This window comes from Parundibacterium terreum (genome assembly GCF_014636315.1).
GTDB lineage: Bacteria > Pseudomonadota > Gammaproteobacteria > Burkholderiales > Burkholderiaceae_D > Undibacterium > Undibacterium terreum.
The window spans coordinates 313,631-335,509 of record NZ_BMED01000006.1 but is presented as its reverse complement, the minus strand read 5'-3'; the positions used below and the strand labels follow the sequence as shown (position 1 = coordinate 335,509).

Annotated in this window: 22 protein-coding genes; 11 read left to right on the top strand and 11 right to left on the bottom strand. The window is 56.7% G+C overall.

Features of this window, described 5'->3' with window-relative positions; translation table 11 throughout:
• Positions 1 to 33: 33 nt before the first annotated feature.
• Positions 34 to 501, bottom strand: a complete 468-nt coding sequence (locus tag IEW12_RS24455; protein ID WP_188568744.1) for a hypothetical protein — start codon at positions 499 to 501, stop codon at positions 34 to 36.
• A gap of 18 nt (positions 502 to 519) precedes the next feature.
• Complete coding sequence (locus tag IEW12_RS24450; protein ID WP_188568743.1) at positions 520 to 1,242, bottom strand: glycine-rich domain-containing protein; 723 nt, start codon at positions 1,240 to 1,242, stop codon at positions 520 to 522.
• Positions 1,243 to 1,590: 348 nt separating this feature from the next.
• On the opposite strand from IEW12_RS24450, the gene IEW12_RS24445 reads away from it, so the two are divergent.
• Positions 1,591 to 3,267 carry a methyl-accepting chemotaxis protein gene (locus tag IEW12_RS24445; RefSeq protein ID WP_188568742.1) on the top strand — a complete coding sequence of 559 codons (1,677 nt, stop codon included), beginning with the start codon at positions 1,591 to 1,593 and terminating at the stop codon, positions 3,265 to 3,267.
• A 26-nt stretch (positions 3,268 to 3,293) separates the two neighbouring features.
• Here IEW12_RS24445 and IEW12_RS24440 read toward each other — a convergent pair whose 3' ends face one another.
• Positions 3,294 to 3,968: a TetR/AcrR family transcriptional regulator gene (locus IEW12_RS24440; protein ID WP_188568741.1), complete on the bottom strand. Its 675-nt coding sequence runs from the start codon at positions 3,966 to 3,968 to the stop codon at positions 3,294 to 3,296.
• 114 nt (positions 3,969 to 4,082) lie between these two features.
• Between IEW12_RS24440 and IEW12_RS24435 the strand changes: the two genes are divergently transcribed.
• From IEW12_RS24435 to IEW12_RS24415, 5 genes are all read left to right on the top strand, one after another.
• Entirely contained in the window at positions 4,083 to 5,195 is a 1,113-nt protein-coding gene (locus tag IEW12_RS24435; RefSeq protein WP_188568740.1) for a DUF2855 family protein, read from the top strand.
• Positions 5,196 to 5,372: 177 nt separating this feature from the next.
• Positions 5,373 to 6,872: a DUF4331 domain-containing protein gene (locus IEW12_RS24430; RefSeq protein WP_188568739.1), complete on the top strand. Its 1,500-nt coding sequence runs from the start codon at positions 5,373 to 5,375 to the stop codon at positions 6,870 to 6,872.
• Between the two features lie 10 nt (positions 6,873 to 6,882).
• Positions 6,883 to 7,137 (top strand): hypothetical protein, encoded by a 255-nt coding sequence (locus IEW12_RS24425; RefSeq protein WP_229751325.1) that lies wholly within the window; start codon positions 6,883 to 6,885, stop codon positions 7,135 to 7,137.
• A gap of 76 nt (positions 7,138 to 7,213) precedes the next feature.
• A complete protein-coding gene (locus IEW12_RS24420) occupies positions 7,214 to 8,398 on the top strand; it encodes a tetratricopeptide repeat protein (RefSeq protein ID WP_188568738.1) in 1,185 nt (394 codons plus the stop codon).
• A complete protein-coding gene (locus IEW12_RS24415) occupies positions 8,398 to 9,543 on the top strand; it encodes a HupE/UreJ family protein (RefSeq protein WP_188568886.1) in 1,146 nt (381 codons plus the stop codon). The genes IEW12_RS24420 and IEW12_RS24415 overlap by 1 nt, the downstream gene beginning before the upstream one ends.
• Positions 9,544 to 9,569: 26 nt before the next feature.
• Here the strand turns inward: IEW12_RS24415 and IEW12_RS24410 are convergent, their stop codons facing one another.
• Both IEW12_RS24410 and IEW12_RS24405 read right to left on the bottom strand, forming a co-directional pair.
• Positions 9,570 to 10,316: a metallophosphoesterase family protein gene (locus IEW12_RS24410; protein ID WP_188568737.1), complete on the bottom strand. Its 747-nt coding sequence runs from the start codon at positions 10,314 to 10,316 to the stop codon at positions 9,570 to 9,572.
• 33 nt (positions 10,317 to 10,349) lie between these two features.
• A complete protein-coding gene (locus IEW12_RS24405; protein ID WP_188568736.1) occupies positions 10,350 to 10,829 on the bottom strand; it encodes an SgcJ/EcaC family oxidoreductase in 480 nt (159 codons plus the stop codon).
• A gap of 179 nt (positions 10,830 to 11,008) precedes the next feature.
• Between IEW12_RS24405 and IEW12_RS24400 the strand changes: the two genes are divergently transcribed.
• Entirely contained in the window at positions 11,009 to 11,473 is a 465-nt protein-coding gene (locus IEW12_RS24400) for a hypothetical protein (protein ID WP_188568735.1), read from the top strand.
• Positions 11,474 to 11,610: 137 nt separating this feature from the next.
• Positions 11,611 to 12,447, top strand: a complete 837-nt coding sequence (locus IEW12_RS24395) for an HDOD domain-containing protein (RefSeq protein ID WP_188568734.1) — start codon at positions 11,611 to 11,613, stop codon at positions 12,445 to 12,447.
• A gap of 65 nt (positions 12,448 to 12,512) precedes the next feature.
• Here IEW12_RS24395 and IEW12_RS24390 read toward each other — a convergent pair whose 3' ends face one another.
• The 4 genes from IEW12_RS24390 to IEW12_RS24375 all read right to left on the bottom strand — a co-directional run bounded on the left by IEW12_RS24390 (position 12,513) and on the right by IEW12_RS24375 (position 16,335).
• The gene (locus IEW12_RS24390) at positions 12,513 to 14,720 is read right to left on the bottom strand and encodes a sensor histidine kinase (RefSeq protein WP_188568733.1); all 2,208 of its coding nucleotides are present in this window, start codon (positions 14,718 to 14,720) and stop codon (positions 12,513 to 12,515) included.
• 192 nt (positions 14,721 to 14,912) lie between these two features.
• Positions 14,913 to 15,128, bottom strand: a complete 216-nt coding sequence (locus IEW12_RS24385) for a SlyX family protein (RefSeq protein WP_188568732.1) — start codon at positions 15,126 to 15,128, stop codon at positions 14,913 to 14,915.
• A 13-nt stretch (positions 15,129 to 15,141) separates the two neighbouring features.
• The gene (locus IEW12_RS24380) at positions 15,142 to 15,681 is read right to left on the bottom strand and encodes a CcdC protein domain-containing protein (protein WP_188568731.1); all 540 of its coding nucleotides are present in this window, start codon (positions 15,679 to 15,681) and stop codon (positions 15,142 to 15,144) included.
• Positions 15,682 to 15,996: 315 nt separating this feature from the next.
• On the bottom strand, positions 15,997 to 16,335 hold the full coding sequence (locus IEW12_RS24375) for a hypothetical protein (RefSeq protein WP_188568730.1): 339 nt from the start codon (positions 16,333 to 16,335) through the stop codon (positions 15,997 to 15,999).
• Between the two features lie 388 nt (positions 16,336 to 16,723).
• On the opposite strand from IEW12_RS24375, the gene IEW12_RS24370 reads away from it, so the two are divergent.
• On the top strand, positions 16,724 to 18,220 hold the full coding sequence (locus IEW12_RS24370) for a glycoside hydrolase family 18 protein (RefSeq protein WP_188568729.1): 1,497 nt from the start codon (positions 16,724 to 16,726) through the stop codon (positions 18,218 to 18,220).
• A gap of 16 nt (positions 18,221 to 18,236) precedes the next feature.
• Here the strand turns inward: IEW12_RS24370 and IEW12_RS24365 are convergent, their stop codons facing one another.
• On the bottom strand, positions 18,237 to 18,869 hold the full coding sequence (locus tag IEW12_RS24365; protein WP_188568728.1) for a putative metalloprotease CJM1_0395 family protein: 633 nt from the start codon (positions 18,867 to 18,869) through the stop codon (positions 18,237 to 18,239).
• Between the two features lie 141 nt (positions 18,870 to 19,010).
• A complete protein-coding gene (locus IEW12_RS24360) occupies positions 19,011 to 20,177 on the bottom strand; it encodes an NAD(P)/FAD-dependent oxidoreductase (RefSeq protein WP_188568727.1) in 1,167 nt (388 codons plus the stop codon).
• Between the two features lie 80 nt (positions 20,178 to 20,257).
• Here IEW12_RS24360 and IEW12_RS24355 point away from each other — a divergent pair, with 80 nt between their 5' ends.
• Entirely contained in the window at positions 20,258 to 20,845 is a 588-nt protein-coding gene (locus IEW12_RS24355; protein WP_188568726.1) for a gamma carbonic anhydrase family protein, read from the top strand.
• Between the two features lie 29 nt (positions 20,846 to 20,874).
• The gene (locus tag IEW12_RS24350; protein ID WP_188568725.1) at positions 20,875 to 21,864 is read left to right on the top strand and encodes a type II secretion system F family protein; all 990 of its coding nucleotides are present in this window, start codon (positions 20,875 to 20,877) and stop codon (positions 21,862 to 21,864) included.
• The last annotated feature ends 15 nt before the right edge of the window (positions 21,865 to 21,879 follow it).

Below are 21,879 nucleotides of genomic sequence, written 5' to 3'. Positions count from 1 at the left end.
GTATTTACGAGTACATCTATTCTTCCGCTATCGCTATTCCCCTTCAGCCCGTATTCGCCCAATTTTTCTTTCTGATACAGTAACAACAAGCTCACTTGATACCTTAACTGGTAACAAAACCCCGGCGTTGACGAAGAAGTTAATCCGAATTTCACCCGCCGATTCTGATTCTTTTGGGTCTTGCATCGATAAGTCGCATGCTTGCTTTGTCCATATTCGGAAAGCAACAGGCCGAGTTGCAAGGTCCCCGGTCCCAATCATAACAAGACCACACTCACGCCATTTTCCTCGGACAATTGGGGTTTCTGAATCAATCATCCTGTAGTTAACCGCCACCAAGCCAAAGCTGCTATTGGTCGGAATTTTTGAATTCCACAACTCGAACGTAGTGAATGAAGCCACCGGCTCAATTTGCACCTCTTCCGATACGGGGATCTGAGCAGCGCGCACTATCATTGGCACGAGTATGCAGGGTAAAATGAGAAGAAATTTAGATTTCATGACTGATTTTATTTTCACTCAATCCCCGCCGCCGCTACACCCACCGCTGCAGCCTGACCCGCTATCCGAGCCCCCATCCGAACTGCTGCCGGAGCTGTCGAAACCGCTGCCGCTATCGCCGCTGAAATCATAACTTCCGCTATCGGACGAGCTGTCGCTGGAGCTGCCTGAAAAATCGCCGCCGCAGTACACCGTACCGTCGCCGTTTTTTCTCAGCGCGCTGCAATCCGGCTCGTAGCGGAAGCCGTCTGCCAGATTCCATTTACCATCCAATGCGAATAACAAGGGCAGGCGCGTGGCCTTGCGCGGATTGATGTTTTCTTCCAGGCAGGCAAACCACCAGGTGCGCCTGAGTCCGTCATTATTGCGCCGGCTCTGGCCCAGCACGGCGGCCGGGGTGTGATGCATGAAGCGGCCGAAGGCCTTGCGGCAAAACAGCTCGTAATTCTTGGTATACAAAATAAACTCGTGCCACAGATCATCCACCACCTGCGAGGGCATGGAGATGTGCTGGTAGCCGCTCTTCAGGTACACCAGAAAATACTGGCGCAGCGCACGCGCGACCAGTTGCCTGTCCTTCAGCGATAGCTCCGGCCTGAGCTTGATCAGCGTGTCCAGCAAACCCGGTGGAAACATATAAGTACGGATGTAGTCGGCGCGGGCCGCGCTGCGCCAGCGTGACCAAAAAACAAACAGGAAGATACCCAGCACGGCGATCACGATCAGCAAGAAGAGTGGCATGTTTCCCAGCCTTATAAATAGGATGTTTTCCGCATACAACAGACTGCAAATATTTTGTTATGGAAAGAATAATAGCAACATTGAGGGTTATGCACACAAGCAATTTTGCTCTACTATGAATGCACCAGGAACGTGAATTTGCGTTCAGCTACTGGATGGAATGATGCTGATGAAATAAGAGATACGCCGTCGTTTCTTCGAAATTTGCCGGGCATTCGATATTTTGTATTGCAAAAACTCTGGTACGGTAGTTGCTTGTATGCATCGTGTATGTTAGCCAAAAATATTCAAAAATTACTACAAGGCAAACATTAGCTTAATTTATATCGCACCACGGGGAGAAATGCTATGGATCTACGCAACCTGCGTATAGGGGTCAGGCTGGCTATCGGCTTTGGCGTGATATTGGCAATGCTGATCATCGTATTGGCGGCCGACAGCGTGTTCAGCGCCAATAACCGCAAACAGATGATCGCGGGACTGGAAGCTGCCAACACCAAGAATGCCCAGGCCGCAGCAATGAAAAGCAGCCTGCTGGAAGGCGGCATTGCGATACGCAATATCGGCCTGCAAAACGAAATCAGCGAGATGAACAAGCAGCAGGCGATCGCCAAGGCACAGCGCCAGGTGTTCCAGACTGCACGCGACAAACTGCTGGCCAGCGGCCTCACCGACGCCGAGAAAAAAGTCGTCACCGATATCAGCAACCTGGAAGCGCAGATCGATGCGCCATTCAAGGAAACCCTGCGCCTGATTACTGCTTTCAATAATGACGAGGCAGTCAAGGTCATCTCTACCCAGATCGAGCCGTTGTATCAAAAAACCCTGGTCGAACTGAACAAGCTGGTCGCACTGCAGAATGATGCATCGCAAGAATTGTCTGCGCGCACCGAGGCGGCAGGCAAGAAGCTGAGTTTTTCCCTGTTCGGCATCGGTGCGGTGGCGCTGGTCATCGGTGCGGCATTTTCTCTGTTCCTGACGCGCAGCATCACGACCCCTTTGCGCGATGCGCTGACGATTGCCAAACGCGTGGCTTCCGGAGAACTGACCTTCCGCGAAGAAATCACCGGCCAGGATGAGATCAGCGAATTGCTGAATGCACTGAAAGACATGAACGACAGCCTGCACCGCATCGTCAGCGAGGTGCGCATAGGTACCGATGCGATTGCTACTGCTTCGGGAGAGATTTCGGTCGGCAATGCGGATCTGTCTTCACGCACTGAGACTCAAGCCGGCGCACTGGAAGAGACCGCCAGTTCGATGGAAGAAATCACCGCGACCGTCAAGCATAATGCCGACAATGCAAGGCAGGCCAATCAACTGGTAGTGGCCGCCAGCAACCATGCGCTGAAAGGCGGCAAGGAAGTAGGACAGGTCGTGGAAACCATGAGCTCCATCCGTGAAAGCTCGCGCAAGATTGTCGATATCATCGGCGTGATTGACGGCATCGCCTTCCAGACCAATATCCTGGCGCTGAACGCCGCAGTGGAAGCGGCGCGCGCCGGCGAGCAGGGACGCGGCTTTGCCGTGGTAGCCTCCGAAGTGCGCAACCTGGCGCAACGTTCAGCCAGTGCAGCAAAAGAAATCAAGACCCTGATCGGCGACTCGGTAGAGACCGTCAATTCCGGTGGCAAGCTGGTGGATGCGGCCGGCAAGACCATGGACGATATCGTCAGCTCAGTGAAGCGGGTGGCGGAAATCATGGCCGAAATCACTGCGGCCGGCCAGGAGCAAAGCTCGGGCATAGAGGAAGTGAATAACGCGATCACGCAGATGGATGAGATGACGCAGCAAAATGCGGCGCTGGTTGAGCAAGCGGCCGCTGCTGCTGAAAGCATGGAAGAACAGGCGGCCAATCTGGCGCAAACCGTCTCCGCATTCAAGCTGGATCACAGCTATGTACCGGCTCCCGCTGCACAGACTTACGACAGCAGGCCATCCGGCGGCATCACGGCAAAGCCTGCGGCATCCATCATCGCCAATGCCGGCAAACTGATGCGCACGCTGAAGTTCGAAAAAGCCTGAGCCTCTACACCTGCGGCAATGCCTGTTCAGGCATTGCCGGGTTTCCCTTTGGCCTTGTCCAATACCTCGTAGAACAAGCGCGCCATCTCGGCAGACCAGCCCTGCAAATCCATGCCTGCCGGCTGTACCAACAATAGATAGCGCCTGCCTCCCCACGCCGCCAGCAGCAGTGCCTGCACCGTCTCCTCCGCCGGTTGCTGCGGCATATCCGGACATGCGGCAAAGGCTGCCTGCCATTTTTGCATCAGCTCCTGATACACGCGGCTATGATGCTTGGCTTCGGCTATCTGCCCCTCCAGCATCAGCATGTCGTGATCAAAATAGGCGAGCCCGGCTTGCTCTGCGCCACAGGTCAACGCTACCAGCCGCTGTACCCGCTGCTTCCAGTCCAAGCCCTCGGCTTCCACCACCTGGCGCTGCAGACAATCCAGCAATTGCTCTACGCAATGCCTGACGTAGCCCGACAAGACCGCCTGCTTGTTGGGAAAATAGTCATACAAGGTGCCGACCGCAATACCGGTCTCCAGCGCCAGCGCACGGGTAGTCACGCCGGCCCAGCCCTGCTGCTGCCAAATCCGAACAAAGGCATCATAAATCGCCTGTATCGTGAATTTTGCCCTGGCCTGCGAAGGCCGCTTCAGCGGCTTGCTGGCTCCTTCTGCCTTCGGTTTGTCCGTGGCTGCTGCGCTACTTTTTGCCAATTGGCCTCCAAAAAAATCTCACTGCAGCCGCACGTTGTTTCCGAACCACGGCGGCGGCGTATGCGCTTACAGTAGAACTCATTATCCATCAAGAATAAATCCGGAGGAGACACCATGAGCAGCTATACCCTGACACAGTTATTGACAGACAAGAGTTCGCTGGACAAAAGCCGTATCGTGCACAGCGAGCAGGATACGCATGTTGCCGAAGGCGAAGTACTGCTGAAGATACAGCGTTGCGCGATTACCACCAACAATATCACCTACGCCGCCTTTGGCGACTCTATGCAGTACTGGCAATTTTTCCCTACCGGCATACAGGGCTGGGGCCATATGCCGGTATGGGGATTCGCCGATGTGGTGGCATCCGCCGCCGAGGGCGTGGATATCGGGGAGCGCTTCTACGGCTACTTCCCTATCGCCAGCCATATCCGCATGCAGGCTGAGCGGGTCAGCAAGCGCGGCTTCTACGATGCATCCGAACACCGCAAGCCGCTGGTATCCGCATATAACCAGTACACCCGCTGCAGTGCAGACCCGGTGTATGCAGAAAAGCTGGAAAACTACCAGATGCTGGTGCGTCCCTTGTTTATTACCTCCTTCATGCTGGCGGACTTCCTGCAGGACAACGCCTTCTTCGGCGCGCAAAGGCTGGTGATTTCCAGTGCATCCAGCAAGACGGCATATGGAACGGCCTTTTGCCTGAAAGATTATCCACAGGTGGAACTGGTGGCGCTGACATCCGTGCGCAACCGCAGCTTTGTCGAAGGCCTGGGCTGCTATCACCAGACCGTCTGTTACGAAGAGCTGGCGCAACAGCCCACCGACAAACCGACGATGTATGTGGACTTCTCAGGCGACGTAGATTTGCGTGCCCGCATCCATCATCACTATGGCGATGCACTGGTATATGACTGCTTCGCCGGGTCCGCGCAAAATACCGATGTACCCAGCGACGCCGATTTGCCCGGCCCCAAGCCGGCCTTCTATTTTGCGCCTATACAAATCCGCAAGCGCAATGCGGACTGGGGGCCGGATCTGGTGAACCAGCGCTTCAATGCGGCACAGTCCAGCTTCATTTCGCACATCAGCGACCCTGGTCATCTGTGGATGAAGGTGGTGGAAGAAGACGGTTTTTCTGCAGCGCAAACCCTGATCCGCAATTTGCATGACGGTAAAGTGGATGCGCAACAAGGGCGCGTGATACGCCTCGATAGCCTCGCTTGAGCTAGCGAAATGCAGGGCACGGGGCGGTAGCCCCGTGTTTCATTTGGGAACCACAAACTTAACAAAGCCAACAAAGTTTTACAAAATTGAATCCGTCGTCGTACTCCTCACGTAAACCGTATGCAGATCAAATTATAAGAGACTGTATCCGCTTTCCCATCCTTCGAGGAGTCGACCATGAAACCTTTCAGCACTGCATTATCCACGAGACTATTGCTCAGCGCCATTGTGGCGAGCACGGCAAGCACACTGGCGAGCTTGCCGGCACAGGCATCCAGCCATAGGGAAGCCCCCTTCATCACGCGCCAGCCGAAAGTCGATGGTGCCGACTTCTATATGTTCCGCAGCTATGAAACCGGCCGCAGCGCATACACCACCATCATTGCCGACTATATTCCTCTGCAAGGCCCGGGCGACGGTCCCAATTACTATGAGATGGACCCGGATGCGCTGTATGAAATCCATATCGACAACAACGGCGACGGCAAGGAAGACCTGACCTTCCAGTTCCGCTTCAACAACCAGAACAAGGATACCCAGCTGGCAATCGGCGGCAAGCAGGTCTCGATTCCCTTGGTCATCAATGGCGGTGCGATAGACGGCGTAAACCCTGCCGGGCTGAATGTGCGCGAGACCTATACCATCACGATGGTAAAGGGTGATAGGCGCACCGGCGTGCGTACACCGGTGACCAATGCCAGCGGCGGCGGCACCAGCTTCGACAAGCCCGTGGACAACATAGGTAATAAGTCGATACCCGACTATGCGGGCTATGCAGCCAAGCATGTATATGCAATTACTATCCCGGGCTGCTCTACGCCGGGCAAGGTGTTCGTCGGCCAGCGCAAGGATCCGTTTGTGGTCAACCTCGGTGAAACCTTTGACCTGATCAATATCCAGGCGCCAGCCACCGCTTTCGACCCGAATGCAGAGAAGGCAGGGCACGATGATCTGGCGAATAAAAATGTCACGTCCATAGAGCTGGAAGTCCCCACCGCCTGCCTGACCAATGGCACGGAAACCGTGATCGGCGGCTGGACTACCGCCAGCGTCAGGCAGGGCCGCCTGATGAACCCGACCCCGAATACCGGCACCGCATCGAAAGAAGGCGGCGCCTGGACCCAGGTATCGCGCCTGGGCATGCCGCTGGTGAATGAAGTGGTGATAGGCCTGAAGGATAAAGACCAGTTCAATCATAGCAAACCCAGCGGCGATGCGCAGTTCCTGAACTATGTCACCAATCCTACCTTGCCCGCACTGGTGCAGATCCTGTTCGGCGGCGCCGGCGTCAAGGCCCCGACCAACTTCCCGCGCAATGACCTGGTCGCCGCCTTTCTGACCGGTGTGAAAGGCGTGAACCAACCGGCCAACGTGGTGCCATCGGAAATGCTGCGCCTGAATACCAGCACCGCAGTATCGGCCACACAAAACCGCCTGGGCGTGATAGGTGGTGACAGTGCCGGTTTCCCTAACGGCCGCCGCCCCGGTGACGACGTGGTGGATATTGCCTTGCGTGTGGTGATGGGACGCCTGTGCATACTCAGCATAGGCTGCGTCCCGGCCGATGCACCGTCCGGCAGCATAGACTTCACTGACGGCGCCTACCTCGACTCCACTTTCTTTGACAATAGTTTTCCTTACCTGAAAACACCGTTGCCAGGCTCACTGAAACACTAAGCGGGAGACCATGATGAAACTCAGAAAAACCCAAATGGCGCTTTCCACATCCATGCTGTTACTGGCGCTGGCAGGTTGCGGCGGCAGCAGTTCCAGCGGTTCAGCGACAACACCGCCGGATACGACACCGGTCAGCATGCTGGATGCCTTCTATAGCGCGGTCGCCAGCCTGGTAGGCAGCAGCCCGGATACGACGGAGCCGCAATCGGTAGATACGGTGACGGTCACCACGCCGGACAATACCGAGCCTGTCGCACCTATCTGATAGGCAGGCAAGAACGGCAGGTATTCCCTTGCTTTGGGAGTACCTGCCTGGACGGCCAGATGAAAGAGGGGAAACCATGCTGTTGAAAATCATATCGGTAGTGCTGCTGGCAATGGCTGCCACTGCGCACGCCCGTCCCTACATCCCCGCAGACGACAAACAAATCGTGGAACGCCTGCCCAGCCGCAATGATCCTGCACAAAAGGATTTTCAGCGCCTGCGCAAGCAATTGGCGCAAAAGCCGGACGATCTGGCAGCCGCCAGCGAACTGGCGCAAAAATACATCAATGAAGCCCGCAATGACGGCGATCCGCGCTACCTCGGTTATGCACAGGCGGTGCTGAAACCTTGGTGGAACCTGCCCCAGCCGCCGGTGCCGGTGCTGGTCTTGCGCGCTACGCTGCTGCAAAGCACACACCAGTTTCCGGCCGCACTGGCGGATCTGAATGCGGTGCTGAAACAGGACAGGGACAATGCGCAAGCCTGGCTGACGCGCGCCACCGTGCAGCAGGTACAGGGGCAGTATGCTCAGGCGAAAAATAGCTGTATGCACCTGTATGCACTGGCACCGGAACTGATCACCGCTACCTGCCTCAGCAATATAGGCAGCCTGAATGGCGACGCCGACAAAAGTTATGCAATGCTGGTGGATGCGTACAAGAAAAATGGCAATACCGATCCCGGCGTCAGCGTCTGGGTCATGACCTTGCTGGCCGAGATGGCGGTACGCCGCAGCGATACGGCCGCGGCAGAACAGTGGTACCGGCAAGCAATGCAACTGCTGCCTCCAGACAGTTATCTACTGGGCTCGTATGCCGATTTTCTGCTGGATCGTAAACGGGCAGCAGAGGTGATACCGCTGCTAAAGGATAAAACCCGCGTGGATGCACTGCTGCTGCGCTATGCGCTGGCGCTGCAGGCTGTCAATGCGGCAGAGGCCAGTACACAACGGGAAGCGCTGGGCCAGCGCTTTGCCGCCGCAATGATGCGCGGCGATACCGTGCATCAGCGCGAGCAGGCGCGCTATGAACTGCAACTGAAGGGCAATGCAGCGGCGGCCCTGAAGCTGGCGCAACTGAACTGGGAAGTACAAAAAGAAGCGGCTGATGTGCGCATCTACCTGGAAGCGGCCGTTGCAGCTGGGGATATTAGGGCTGCGGCGCCGGTGCTGGCCTGGATCAGGCAAACCGGTCTGCAAGATGCAGCGCTGACGCCGCTGGTTTCCCGGCTGAGCGGACTTGTCCAAGGTGGAGCTGCATGATGTTGAAAGCTTTCGTACGATCCCTACTCGCTTTTCTCTGCCTCGCAGCAAGCCTGTATGCGGGGAATGCCTGCGCGCACAAGCCCAGCGACAGCTATTTGAGCCTGACCGTAGACAACAATACAGTGCACGGGCAATGGGATATCGCCTTGCGCGACCTGGATTTTGCCATCGGCCTGGACAGCGATGGCAACGGCGAGCTGAGCTGGGAAGAGGTACGCAGCAAGCACGCCGATATCGCAGCGTACGCGCTGTCACGGCTGAAACTGCAAAGCGGAGGCCATGCTTGCGACATCACACCCGGCAAGCAAATGCTGGACGACCATACCGACGGCGCGTATACCGTGCTAATGTTTGATGCGGCATGCGTAGACATCAGCACGCTGACAGTGGAATACAGCCTGCTATTTGATGTAGACCCGCAGCACAAGGGCCTGTTGAAGCTGGTGAACCAGCAGGGTATGGTCTCTACCGCGATCTTCAGTCCGGATAGCTCCAGGCAGGAATTCAGGCTGGCCGATACCGACAAGCTGCAGCAATTCACCGACTATGTCAAACACGGTGTCTGGCACATCTGGATAGGTTTTGACCACATCCTGTTCCTTCTGTCGCTATTGCTGCCTGCCGTGCTGGTACCGCGCAATCAACAATGGGAAGCCGGAACCAGTTTCAAGGCTTCCGCACTGGAGGTGCTGAAGATAGTCACTGCTTTTACGCTGGCGCACTCGATAACGCTGACGCTGGCCGCACTGCAATACATTGCGCTGCCATCGCGCTGGGTGGAATCCGCGATTGCGGTGTCGGTGATCCTGGCCGCGCTGAATAATCTTTTTCCGTTATTCCAAGGCAAGCGCTGGGTGGTCGCCTTTGCTTTCGGCCTGATACACGGTTTCGGCTTTGCCAGCGTATTGAGCGACCTGGGCCTGCCGCATTCGGCGCTGTTGCTGGCGCTGCTCGGTTTCAACCTGGGTGTGGAAATAGGGCAGCTGACCATCGTTGCCGTCTTCCTGCCGCTGTCCTTTGCGCTGCGCAAGACCTGGGCCTACCGCAGACTGGTTTTCAGCGCGGGATCGGCCGCAATCGCGCTGGTTGCCGCCGTGTGGCTGGTGGAGAGGGCGTTCAACCTGCGCTTGATTTCTGCGTGAGCGATTTACAGACTATCCGGGTGCAATCACACCGCAGGCAATACGTAACCAGTCAATAAGGCATGCTGCCAGTCCGGCCTGCCATTGCGCAAGGCCGCTTCCGCGGCTATCTGATAGTCGTAGGGCACGCTATGCAAGGCGGCACTCCACGTGCCCTGACGATCTTCTATGATCGCATAGCGCGCATCGGTGGAGGCGTTCTGCATCAGGTGATAGTGCGGATGGTCGTCGTCGTAGGCTTGCAAACCGACGCTGCCGGGATTGACGATCAGCGTGCCATTGCTGGAGCGCACGGCACGCGGGATATGGGTATGGCCACAGGCGACTACTTTCGCTGCGATGCCTCCCAGCCTGGCATCCACTTCTTCCGGCGACGCCAACCTGACTGCGGCGGCCTCTACCGTTTCCAGGAAATATACGAGGTCGGTGGCCGGTGTGCCGTGGCACAGAAAAACCTCTTCATCCAGCCACAACGTTCCCGGCAGGGTTTTCAGCCAGGCCAGGATATCCGGCGTCAGCGTAGACAGCGCATAGCGGTCCGACTCGCCGCCACGCTGCGGATCGAATTCCAGGATCTGTCTTTCATGGTTGCCGGCCAGTTGCGGCCAGTCCTGCTGCATCAGGAACTCTGCCGTTTCCCTGGGAAACAAAGGTCCGGACAGGCTGTCGCCGAGATTGACGATACGATCCACATCGCGCCGCGCAATGTCATGCAATACCGCCTGCAGAGCGGGCAGGTTGCCATGGATATCGGACAGGAGGGCGATGCGCATGATCTGGAACTTAAGGGTCTTCGATAAGCTATTTTAGCTGCTACGCGGCTGTTCTGCGCTTGTTCCAGCATTTAGCTCTGCAGCCAGTTCCTCTGTCATTTGCTGTACCAGTTCCGGGCGGCCATGCAATGCGGCGGGCGTGTTTTGCAGCTGACTGATCTGCCAGCTATTGTTGTGCGACTTTGCGATGATAGTCTGCACTGCATTCAATGCCGGTTCCAGCGCTGATTTACCTGGCGGTACCATGCCGACAATGGCGCGCAGCAGCGCTACGTCGGCCGTCAGGAAGCGGATTTCCTTCAACTTGTGGACAAAGGGCGGCGTCGCATGCTGGGTAAAAATCTGCTGCAGCGTCGCCTGTATGTCGGCTCGGCCCTGCATCTGGCTGCCGTCAAAGCCTATCGTGTTGCCGTCGTCGGCAAACTGCGCGGCCATCAGCGCTGCATCGCGCCGGTTCCAGCCGTCCAGCATGCGCAGGTATAAGCTATAGATCTGGCCTTCGGTTTCATCCATCTCTTTTCCCGCCTTCAACTCAATTCTGGCAATATTATTTTTACAATAAATGGGTTACTCAAAAAGTGATCAAAATTGTAATTTTTATGTTACATTTCATACATTATGTCACCGACTTTTCTCAATACACTTCCTATAATCAAGTAAAGATTCAGCGAACAATTTCTTTAACGGAGGAAATGATGCGAGCTTTATTCAACAAAAATAATATCATCCATCGCGCAACACCTGTTTTGGCCATCGCAGCGAGTCTGCTGCTGTCCGCCTGCGGTACCGCGCCTTTGTCCCAGCTGGACGGCAGGCTGCAAGCCAGCTCGCGCATACAGTTCAATACCTATGGTGTCAGGGTGATTTCCGTCGATGGCGATTTTTCGCTGCAAAATCCGCGCTGGATTGGCCCCGGCCTGCATACGCTGGTGGTCACGGCGGCACGCGGACCCGGCGCACGCGATGTCGGCCAGCAAGCCTTTACCTTTAATGTGGAACCCTGCACCCGCTATTATCTGGCGGCAAAGCGCCCGTCTGCAATGAGCGCCAACTGGGACCTGGTGGTAGCGGACCAGGAGACACTGGGCGGCTGCGATCCTGAGAACGAATGGGCTAAAGCCAGGGCAGAAAAAGCCTCGCAGTTGAAAGCCAGCTAATTCAATTACAGTTCAATTACTGCATAATTACCGCACATCAATAAATCTTGTTGTTTTTCCTGGGGGCCGGCATTATTTTCAGCCGGCCCCTGTTGTTCCTTTAGCCACTTCCGCCTTGCAAGAGTATAATTTTTTGCATGAACAGAGTCGAAGCCTTCAGAAGCATAGCGGAACAAGCCCAGCGCGGAGAATTGATTTTTCCGACGAATGTTGCCGCCTCCCTCAAGATCCAGAAAGTCATAGACGATCCCGATTGCAGTCTGGAGACAGCCAGCAAGCTGATCCTGACCGAACCGCTGCTCGCAGCCCGCGTGGTATCGGTTGCCAATTCCGTCGCTTACAACCGCTTTGGCGGCACTGTCACCAATGTGCGTACCGCGATTCCGCTACTGGGTTTTCGCACCCTGCATTCCATCGTGGCGTCGGTGGTAGTACGCCAGATCAGCGGCATGATCATTGACCCCACGCTCAGTGCAAAGGCGCAGAAATTATGGGAACACACCGCCCATGTGGCAGCGCTGGCGCATGTGATTGCGCGCCGGGTCAGCCATGTGGATCCGGATACCGCGATGTTTGCCGGCGTCGTGCATGAAGTCAGCGGCTTTTACCTGCTGTCGCGCGCCGACCATTTTCCCGGCTTGCTGGATGGGGAACTGGAAGAGGCTGCCGCCACATTCGAGGCCAGCATAGGCCGCGCGGTACTGGCCAAGCTGATGATACCCAAGCCGGTGACGGCCGCCGTAGAATCGCTGTGGTACGGCCTGCGCGTGATGCCGCCGGAGACCCTGGGCGATACGCTGATCCTGGCCAATGACCTGGCCAAGGTGGCATCGCCGCTGGATCTGCGTTCTGAAGCCAGTAGCCAGCAGGACGCATCCGAGATCGACTTTGCAATCGGCGACGGCACGCTGGCCAGCATACTCGCCGAATCAGCCGAAGAAGTGCGCTCGCTGACCGCCGCCTTGCTGGGCTGATTCATTCCCTGCATGGCGGGATAGCACTGTAGCTTGCTACCGGCTGGCTGCTGATTTGCTGGTGATTAATTACTGATTTCAAACTCCTCATCCACCGGCCGTTTTTGCGGCGCCTTGCGCGGCAATATGATTTCAAAACAGGTGCCGCGTCCTTCTTCGCTATGCACCCGTATGCTGCCGCCCAGCACGCGCGTCACCAAGTTGTAGACGATATTCAAGCCCAGCCCGCTACCGCCATGCCCCAGCCTGGTGGTAAAGAAAGGGTCAAAGATGCGCGGCAGATTGGCCTCGGGTATGCCCTGACCATTGTCGCGGAACAGCAGGTGCACATTTTCATCGGCATAGCTGTCTGTATCAGTGCCAGTGCATCCCTGTGTCTCTCCTGCTTCATCAGCGCCCACCAGGCTGACCTGGATCTCTCCTCCTGCTGCATGCTCGAAACCATGCGTCACCGCGTTGGTGCTCAGGTTGGTGATGATCTGTATCAGCGGGCCGGGGTAGCTGTCCATCATCACGCCGTCCGGCAAGGCATTAATAAAGTGGCAGCCGGCTTTTTTCAGCGTGGGCATCAAGCTCAGCTGGGTCTCGTGCACGATTTCCTTCAGATCAAACTCACGGCGCTGGTCGCTGCTCTGATCCACTGCAATCTGCTTGAAGCTGTGCACCAGCTCTGCGGCGCGCTTCAGATTGCGCTGCAAAATCTGGTTGCCGTCGCGGAGCGCGTTCAGGAAATTGCTGAGTACGCTGCGGCGCAGGCCGGTTTTCAACTGCTCTTCAAACTCTATCTGCTGCGTCTCCACCGTGCTGGCGATCAGCACGCAATTGCCTATGGGTGTATTCAGCTCATGCGATACACCGGCCACCAGCGCACCGAGAGCGGACAGTTTCTCGCTTTGCACCAGTTGCGCCTGGGTCTGGCGCAGGCGCAGCAGCAATTGCGTCATTTCTTCATTGGCTGTTTCCAGCTCCTGGGTGCGCAAAATGATTTTATCTTCTAGGTCATGATTGGCTTCTTCCAGGGTATTCCTGGCTTCCAGCAATAGCAGGCGCATGCGCTCTTGCGCATCGGTCAGCTCCACGATCTCGCTGAAGCGCGCATCCACGCTGACCGGCTCGTCCAGCTGCATGCCGCCCAGGCGCGTGCTCTCTTGCGCCAGTTGCTGCAAGGGTTGCCTGACGCGCTTCACAATATGCCGCGCGGCAAGGTAACTGATCACGACCACGGCCAGCAAACCCAGCAAGGCAGAGAGCACCAGGCGCGTGGAAATGGAAGAAAAATCGGCGGCCGGCGCAATCGCAACGATGGCCAGCGTCTGTTCGCCAACCTGCAAGGGCCGCACCGAACCTATCCAGCTAACCCCGTTATCGTCGTCGAAATGCAGGCTTTGCGATCCGCCGCCCTGGTTTTTCCAGATATCCAGCGCCGCCTGGATTTTCCCCAGACCGATTTCCTGCGGCTTCTTCAGGATAGTCGAACGCAATGCCGCTTCGCTGCCAAATTCCGGCAGGCGCGGCAAGCCTATCACCCTGCCGTCTTCAGTCAGCAGGCTGACGTAGCCGGATTGCCCGATTTGTATAGTACGGGTCAGCCGCGAGATATCGGCCAGCGTTACGTCAAAATCAAGCACATGGGTAAGCTCAGAATTAGGTGCGCGCCAGCGCGCCGACACCGATATCGCCGCTTCGCCGGTGGACACCAGCATATACGGGGCAGACCAGTGTATGGCTTCGTCGGATTTTTCCGCCGCTGCACCCTGATACCAGGGCCGCCTGCGCGGATCATAATCGCGCTCCGTCCATTCGCTAGTGGGAGGCAGGTCTTTTTTCCACTCCAGCCATTGCTGCCGCTTTCCCCATTCGTCAACGCGGCTCAGGCGGTTTTTCCAGCCTTCCGGTGTCTTAATCAGCAGGATTTCCTCGCCCGACTGGTTGGCCGTGACCACCGAAGACATGAAGGGAACATTGCGCAGCATGGGCATCATCAGCCGGTTGAACGGCTCTGCGTCTTTTTCGTTGAACATGCCGGCACGTCCCCAGGCCAGGCTTTGCAGCAAGATGCGCTCTACCGGCCGAAACTGCGAATCCAGCTTGCTCTCCACCCTCTGTATCGCTGCTATCTGCGTGGCTTCGGCGAGTGCATTGATCATCGGCCGTTCATGCAGGAAGTAGAACAACGGTACGACAATAGCCGCCAGCAGCAGCACCAGTCCGACGATCTGCAGGGTCAGTTGCCAGCTCAGGCTGGGCAAAGGCCTCTGTTCTTGTGACAACATCAATTCATTCCCTTCCAAAAAATATTGGCCGAAAATACCTGTGCTGATTTTTCTTCAATGAGCGGGTGCGCGGGCGATGGCATGCTGAAGATGCAAACACGCCGTGCAGGAGTTCACACTATGCTACAGATCGGGGATAGGGGAAAGACAAGATTGTAGAAAAGGAATATTGCGCTACACATTCTGCAGCGCTCAATAGTGCGGCGGCCTTTCATCGACAATGCGCTGTCCGGCAGAGCTGGCCGCCAGCGCCGCCATATCCTTCAGGCGCCCGGCCAGTGCCGTGCACAAGGCCTCCAGCTCGTCGATTTTCTTTTGCTGCCGGTAAACGGTCTGGTTCAGGCTTTCCATCAGGTCTTCCTGCAAGGCAACTTTGCTCTCTATATTGACCAGTCGATCTTCTTCCATCTTGTTCTCTTCTTTATTCACTCTGCGCCTCCAGCGTGGCAAGCTTGCTGAGCTTGCTAAGGTTGTTATTGCGCCAGCGCAGTATGCCCGCTGAATAGATGGGGTAGTAGCAAAAAACGATACCCAATACCAAGGTAGTGCCCGGATTGATACCGTAACCGTTCGTATGCGCATCCGGTATGCCGCCCGCACTGTAAATCTGCATGAAACGGTAAGCCAGGCGGCCGACAAACAAGCTCATCAAGGCGATACCCATGTAGAAATTGGGCGTATAGGCAAGGCCCTCCGGGCCATTTTCATATCTGGTCAGCTTTAAGCCCCAATAGGCCAGCGCTACCCCTATGACGCCACCGCCCAGCAGACACTCAAATGACAGCGTATCCCTCAGTGCGCCGACACCGATCAGGATGAAGAGCAGCGGAAACAGCAGCATAGACGCCCATAGTTTCCCTACGCGCGGCGTCTGCTTGCCGACCAGTTTGCGGTAACGCGAATACAGCCGCCACCCAAGCAAGGGCACCAGCACCACCGGTAACAGAGAGGACACGACCATGGATAAAACTCCAGATAAAAGAGCAGCGAAGAAGGCCAGCAGAATAGTAACAGATGTCGCTGATGGCCCGGCAGAACCAGGGAATTCAGAGGGGGGAGTTTGCCGAGTTGGACTCAGCTGTGTTCATGGCAATCGGATGCTGCCTGCCTGATCTGCTTCTCCATCTTCAGTCGATCTCGTGAATCGGCTTTTGCAGCGCGTAGCGCCTGGCTTGATGAAGAAGTCTGACGGATTTTTTAAACTTCAGGATACGGCATTAATGATCGTGTACGGTATAAGGACTTGCCTGCGAAGTTGCAATATCGGTGCTTGCGTTCAGCCTGCTTTTTGCGCAGTACGCATAGCCTCTTTCGCGATAGTGCTTTGCAGGCGCAGTTCTTCTTCCAGCATCGCCTGTTTCTGTTCTGCAGTCAGGCGCTTGGCTGTGATAAAGACAGTCTGTTCCACACTCGCCTGCTGCTGAAGCTGTTCCATGTCATAGGCGTGTTTTTCTTCGTTTGTCATGCGTTTGGCAGTGATGGTCACGGTAGGAATTTGTTCTGCCTGAGCTTGTACACCTGCCGCATTGTGAAAAGCGCTGCCTGCGACAAAAACGGCACCAACCAGCGCGCCTGTCAGTACGGTAAATACTTGAAATTTGCTTTCGGTTTTCATTTCTGTATCCTTTCGGTGGATGTTACCTGTATGGGTACCGCATGCTTGCTATCTGCTACCTGTGCTGCGATGTTGGTACTTTAGGCAATCGCTGCGCAAGCCGCCAGCGGGATGCGATGAAACGCAAAAATGCGGGGATGAAGGCAAAAATTGACGCGCCAGGCGGCAGCGGCGAGCAATACCAGCAGAGTGAAAACTCTGTTGTGGTATGCCCTCCTGCCGGGCTCACACTGGCGTTTTGCAGGCGAGCCCGGCGCATTCGGCCGGGATAATTCCCACTGGTATCAGCGCTGCCAACCTTTGCATCGCCCAGGAAAAAACCTGTTGACCGCGCACTCTGTTGCCAGCATGCTTTTGCGCTGGACTCCAATAGGCATTGACAGACAAAATGACCGCAGACTATATGACGGCAGGCAAAAATACAGCAGGGCAGCAAGTGGGCAAGGGTTTGGCCTGCATCGCACTTGTGGGCGCGGCGCTGGCGGCCCAGGCTGCAGATGCAGTCAGGCCGCGGCATGTAGTGATAGGCTACTACCTGCTGGAAAAAGAACAGATCAACCACTATACCGAGAATGCCGGTCCCGCCGTTCCTGCCGTTCCCTTTGCGATTTCTCGCATCACACCGGAAAAGGCACGGATGTTGACGCATATTAATTATTCTTTCCAGAACCTGAATGAAGCGGGCGAATGCGCGCTGGAGAATGGCACAGACCCGGCCAAGGCGGCTGAAGTCTTCAGCAAGCTGGCTACGCTGAAAAAATATAATCCAGATCTGCGCATCCTGTTTTCGCTGGGTGGCTGGGCTTATACCAATGACGACAGCGCTACCGCCGTCAGGTACCGCGATGCGGCGTCAACAGCAGCCAGACGCAGGCAGATGGCAAGCTCCTGCATTGCGTTCATGAAACGCTATGGCTTCGACGGCATCGATATAGACTGGGAATATCCGCGCAAGGAAGATGCAGATAACTTCGTCGCGCTGCTCACTGAGATACGCCGGCAATTGAATACAGAAAACCGCCAGCGCAGGCAAAAATACCAATTGACGATAGCCGGTGCCGGCGGCGCCTTCAACCTGTCGCGCTATTACCTGCAGTTGAAACAAATCGCCGCGCAAGTCGATTACCTGAACCTGATGAGCTACGACCTGAACGGCGCATGGCAAAAGCAGACCGACCATAATGCACATTTGTTCGGCGATAGCCGCGAAGCCAAATACGATAATCCCCTGCGCCAGTTGCAGTTCGACCCGGCATTACCGCCGGCAGAATTGCAAAGCCGCTTCCCGTCACCGTTTGCATTGACGGTAGACGCAGCGGTGCAGCAATACCTGCAAGCCGGTGTGCCCGCCAGGAAAATTGTGCTGGGCCTGCCTTTTTATGGCCGCGCCTACTTCGCAGTCGGCAGTGAAAATCATGGCCTGTACCAGCCGCACGCGACACCGGCCGGTGACGACTATCACGGCGATACTACATTGCTGACAGGCTGTGACGCCTGCGTGCAGCGCGGCGATCCGCGCTCGGCGGGCTATGACGATATACGGAAATTGCTTGCGTCCGGGCTGGGCTACCAGCGTTATTTCAGCAGCGAGGGCAAGGTGCCCTGGCTGTATAACGCCGACAAGAAGATTTTCGTCAGCTATGACGATGAAGAATCTTTCCGCTACAAAAGCAAATACCTGAAGCAGCAGGGGCTGGCAGGGGCCATGTTCTGGCATCTGGGCCAGGATGATGCCGAAGGTACTTTGCTGCGTACGCTGCATCGCAGCTTGAACGATGCCGGCTACTGCGATGCGGATCTGGATTTAAGCGGAGGGCTGCACTATGCGAGCAATATGCCCAGGAAAGGGATAGCGAAGCCAGGCGCGGCCTGCAAAACCAAATAGCGCAAAATAGAGCCACTCAGGCGTAGCTGTCCACCTTGGCTGGGCTGGAAGTGGACGCCTGGCCGGTATTGCTGATCGACGCATAGACGCCGGCCAGCTTGGTCTGCTGCTTTTGCGCCTGTTGCTGCTGCAATTCTACCTGCGCTTGCTGCTCCATCTGCCTGGCCTGCGCCGCCACCGCGAGATCCGGCCCGGAAGGATCGGCCGGGGCCAGCGCCGCTGCCTGTATGATTTGCGCGCGGGCTATCGTATCCTGCGGCGTGCGTCCTGGCGAGACATCGATATGCACCTCGCCGCCTATCGCATAGCTGACGCCGTCCGGCCCTTTTTCATAGGTGTACGAAGCGCCGCTGGTGGCGAGGCCGCCTGCGGCGGCAAGATGCGCCTGTTCATGGTTCCTGACCTGGGTATCGCGTGCCTGCAGCTTGCGGAGCTGGGCCTGTGCTTCATCGCTGAGCTTGACAGTCCCTCCGGCGGATTTCACCTTGGCACTGCTGTCTGATCCCGAACCGGCCTTGGCGCTGTCAGCGGTTTTATTGGCCTGCTGGGCAGCCGCAGCCGTACCGGTCGCCAGTTGCCCGGCGACAACGGAAGATGCGGCAGGTGCAGCAGAGGTATTCGTGGCAGCAGGAACAAGCGTCAGGCTCATCACATACAAAACCCAGGTCAGAAGTTCTCATATTAGTTCTCTGCCCCAGCCATGCAAAGCAGATGTTTGCTTATTGTTACAACTTGTTTCCAATTGGCATCTTTAGACGGTTTTTAAGACACTGTTAGGCCAAGATAGGGGCTAAATGATGTTTCTCTCCAACAAGGGGCGGCCATCCAGCAGGCGCTGGACCGACAGCGGCGACAAATCCAGGCTGGCATAGCTGCCGTCGGCTATCCACTCCGCCAAACCCCGCCCCACTGCTGGGGAATGCTGCAGGCCGTGGCCGCTGAAACCGTTGGCCAGCAGCAGGTTGGGTAGCAACGGATGCGGCCCCAGAATCGCATTCTGGTCAAAACTATTGTATTCATAGTAGCCGGCCCAGGCCCGCTGCAGCCGCAAGGCGTCAAAGCCGGGTACACGCTGCGCCAGCAGTGGCCAGGCCTGGTCGAACTCACGGTAATCAACGTCCAGTGCTACATCATCATCGTCTTGCGCCGGCGGCATACCGCAAATCCAGTAAGCGCCTTCGGGGCGGAACCATAACCCGGACGGATCAATGACCAGCGGGCAAGCTGGCGTTTGCGCCGGGCTGGAAAACACAAATACGCAACGCCTGCGCCCATGCACGGGCATGTCAAAGCCGGTATCCGCCAGCAAGGGCCGGGCCCAGGCGCCGGCGGCGTTCACCGCCCAGTCGCAGCGCAGCTCGGAACCGTCTTCCAGCCTGATTCCCTGCACCCGATTGCCGCTGTGGATAAATGTCGCGGCGTGCGCGCTGATATAGCGCACGCCCAGGCTGCGTGCCTTGTGGCGAAAAGCCATCAGCAAGCCATAACCGTCAAACCAGCCCTCGCCGGACAGGCCCAGCGAAGCGAGCGCCAGATCGGCCGTATCCAGCCATGGAAACCTGGCCTGCAATGCGTGCGGCTCCAGCAAGGCCGCGTCAACACCGTGCTGCCTCTGTATTGCATGGTTGTCGCGCAAGACCTGCTGGCCGGATACAGTGGCCAGATACAGATAGCCTTGCTCGCTCAGCCCCAGGTCCGGCACCTGTCCATCTACGCCGAGATGCTGCGGCAACTCACGTAAAAAAGAGATGCCGAACTGCGACATCGCAATATTGACCGGCGTTGAAAATTGCTGGCGTATCGAACTGGCGGACAAGGCCGACGATGCCTGCGCATACGAGGCATCCCGCTCGATCACCGTGATACTTCCCTTGAAGCGCGGATGCACGGCCAGGAAATAGGCAATCGCGCTGCCTATGACACCGCCGCCGACGATGATTACCTGTTTTTCCTGCATGCCGGATTTCCTTTATGCAAAGCTTGTACAATCTTCAGGGCAAGTATAAAAACCAGATCAACACCGGCAAGGAGACAAATATGGCTGTGCTAGGACCCGACGTCAGCGTACACAATGCTGCCTACATACATGAGACCGCCCATCTCTACGGAAAGGTGAGCGTGCATGAGCATGCATCGATATGGATCAATGTGGTGGCGCGCGCGGAGCACAAGGAAATCGTGATCGGTGCCTATACCAATATCCAGGATTTCGTGATGCTGCATATAGGCGACCAGACACCCACCATCATAGGCAGCCATTGCTCGATTACCCATCACTGCACGATACACGGTTGCACCATAGGCGACAACTGCCTGATAGGCATCAACTCCACTATCATGGACGGCTGCGTGATCGGCGATAACTGCATCATCGCCGGTCATAGCTTCCTGAAAGAGGGCACGGTGATACCGGATAATTCCATCGTGATGGGCACGCCGGGCAAGGTGATACGCACGCAGAATAATTATGTGCGCAACCGCCTGAATGCCTATCTGTATTACCAGAATGCGCTGGCCTTTGCGCAGCAAAATTACCGGGCTTGGGAAACTCCCGAGTTTCCGCAAATCGTCATGCGCGAGATGGCCAGATTGCAGGCCGAGCTGGAACAGAGCGGCATCAACTGAACAGGCATAAACAAGCATAAACAAGCCGCATGCAAACCCCATCACAAAGGCCGCTGAGCCTGGCCATCCGCGCTGATATCTTCACCCACCTGGCCGCCATGGAAAAGGCCGGACTGCCGGCCGACAAGGCCTATAGCCTGCTCAAACTAGCACCGGCGGCGCAGCCAAGGCTGGCCCTGGCACGCAAGCTGATGGCGCGCGGCATGAACCCTGCCAGCGCCGGCGACAGTTCCGGTTTGTTTACGCCTATGGAAGTCAACCTGCTGCACGCGGCTTTTGCGGCGGGCAGCCCGGCACCGGTCTACAAGCGGCTGGCGGATACCTATGCCTACAAGCTGAAGCTGGAAAAAGCCGTGAAGTCACGCATGAACCTGCCGGCCCTGATGCTGATCCTGGCACTATTTGTGCAACCGCTACCGAGGCTGATTAGCGGCATGCTGAGCAGCTTCGCTTATCTGCGGCTTTGCCTGCAACCCTTGATCGTCATTGGTTTGCTGTATTTTCTGTATCTGCAGGTACGCGGCTGGCGGCAGCACAGCGGCGCTACGGCTTTGCGCCTGAGCATGGATAGCCTGTTGCTGGGCCTGCCTGTATTCGGCACGATGCACCTGCGACGCAATGCGCGCGACTTCTTTGAAAATCTCGGCATGCTGCTGGAAGCCGGCCTGCCCATGTTTGAAGCCTTGCCCAAGGCCAGCGATGCAGTGAGCAATTATGTCATCCGCGCCGACTATGAAAAACTGCTGCCGGCGATGCAGCGAGGCGATACGCTGGCGCAGGCGGTTGCCGGCATACGGTATGCGGGCGAGCGCCACATCGTCGGATTTATCCAGACCGGCGAAGCCAGCGGCAGCCTGCCTGAAATGCTGGCCCGCCATAGCAAGGGCGAGAGTGAAGCAATCGATCATTTCCAGCAGCAAGTCGCCGACTGGCTGCCGCGCCTGGCTTATAGCGCTGTGGCGGTATGGATGGCTTACGGCATTTTAAGTACCTCAGTGTTCAAGCCGCCCGCGTTGTAATCACGCTTAATCACG

Excerpts from the sequence above, each read along its gene's own strand:
- IEW12_RS24455 (WP_188568744.1), bottom strand. The coding sequence starts at position 501 with ATGAAATCTAAATTTCTTCTCATTTTACCCTGCATACTCGTGCCAATG.
- IEW12_RS24450 (WP_188568743.1), bottom strand. The coding sequence starts at position 1,242 with ATGCCACTCTTCTTGCTGATCGTGATCGCCGTGCTGGGTATCTTCCTG.
- IEW12_RS24445 (WP_188568742.1), top strand. The coding sequence starts at position 1,591 with ATGGATCTACGCAACCTGCGTATAGGGGTCAGGCTGGCTATCGGCTTT.
- IEW12_RS24435 (WP_188568740.1), top strand. The coding sequence starts at position 4,083 with ATGAGCAGCTATACCCTGACACAGTTATTGACAGACAAGAGTTCGCTG.
- IEW12_RS24430 (WP_188568739.1), top strand. The coding sequence starts at position 5,373 with ATGAAACCTTTCAGCACTGCATTATCCACGAGACTATTGCTCAGCGCC.
- IEW12_RS24425 (WP_229751325.1), top strand. The coding sequence starts at position 6,883 with ATGATGAAACTCAGAAAAACCCAAATGGCGCTTTCCACATCCATGCTG.
- IEW12_RS24420 (WP_188568738.1), top strand. The coding sequence starts at position 7,214 with ATGCTGTTGAAAATCATATCGGTAGTGCTGCTGGCAATGGCTGCCACT.
- IEW12_RS24415 (WP_188568886.1), top strand. The coding sequence starts at position 8,398 with ATGTTGAAAGCTTTCGTACGATCCCTACTCGCTTTTCTCTGCCTCGCA.
- IEW12_RS24410 (WP_188568737.1), bottom strand. The coding sequence starts at position 10,316 with ATGCGCATCGCCCTCCTGTCCGATATCCATGGCAACCTGCCCGCTCTG.
- IEW12_RS24405 (WP_188568736.1), bottom strand. The coding sequence starts at position 10,829 with ATGGATGAAACCGAAGGCCAGATCTATAGCTTATACCTGCGCATGCTG.
- IEW12_RS24400 (WP_188568735.1), top strand. The coding sequence starts at position 11,009 with ATGATGCGAGCTTTATTCAACAAAAATAATATCATCCATCGCGCAACA.
- IEW12_RS24395 (WP_188568734.1), top strand. The coding sequence starts at position 11,611 with ATGAACAGAGTCGAAGCCTTCAGAAGCATAGCGGAACAAGCCCAGCGC.
- IEW12_RS24390 (WP_188568733.1), bottom strand. The coding sequence starts at position 14,720 with ATGTTGTCACAAGAACAGAGGCCTTTGCCCAGCCTGAGCTGGCAACTG.
- IEW12_RS24385 (WP_188568732.1), bottom strand. The coding sequence starts at position 15,128 with ATGGAAGAAGATCGACTGGTCAATATAGAGAGCAAAGTTGCCTTGCAG.
- IEW12_RS24380 (WP_188568731.1), bottom strand. The coding sequence starts at position 15,681 with ATGGTCGTGTCCTCTCTGTTACCGGTGGTGCTGGTGCCCTTGCTTGGG.
- IEW12_RS24375 (WP_188568730.1), bottom strand. The coding sequence starts at position 16,335 with ATGAAAACCGAAAGCAAATTTCAAGTATTTACCGTACTGACAGGCGCG.
- IEW12_RS24370 (WP_188568729.1), top strand. The coding sequence starts at position 16,724 with ATGACCGCAGACTATATGACGGCAGGCAAAAATACAGCAGGGCAGCAA.
- IEW12_RS24365 (WP_188568728.1), bottom strand. The coding sequence starts at position 18,869 with ATGAGCCTGACGCTTGTTCCTGCTGCCACGAATACCTCTGCTGCACCT.
- IEW12_RS24360 (WP_188568727.1), bottom strand. The coding sequence starts at position 20,177 with ATGCAGGAAAAACAGGTAATCATCGTCGGCGGCGGTGTCATAGGCAGC.
- IEW12_RS24355 (WP_188568726.1), top strand. The coding sequence starts at position 20,258 with ATGGCTGTGCTAGGACCCGACGTCAGCGTACACAATGCTGCCTACATA.
- IEW12_RS24350 (WP_188568725.1), top strand. The coding sequence starts at position 20,875 with ATGCAAACCCCATCACAAAGGCCGCTGAGCCTGGCCATCCGCGCTGAT.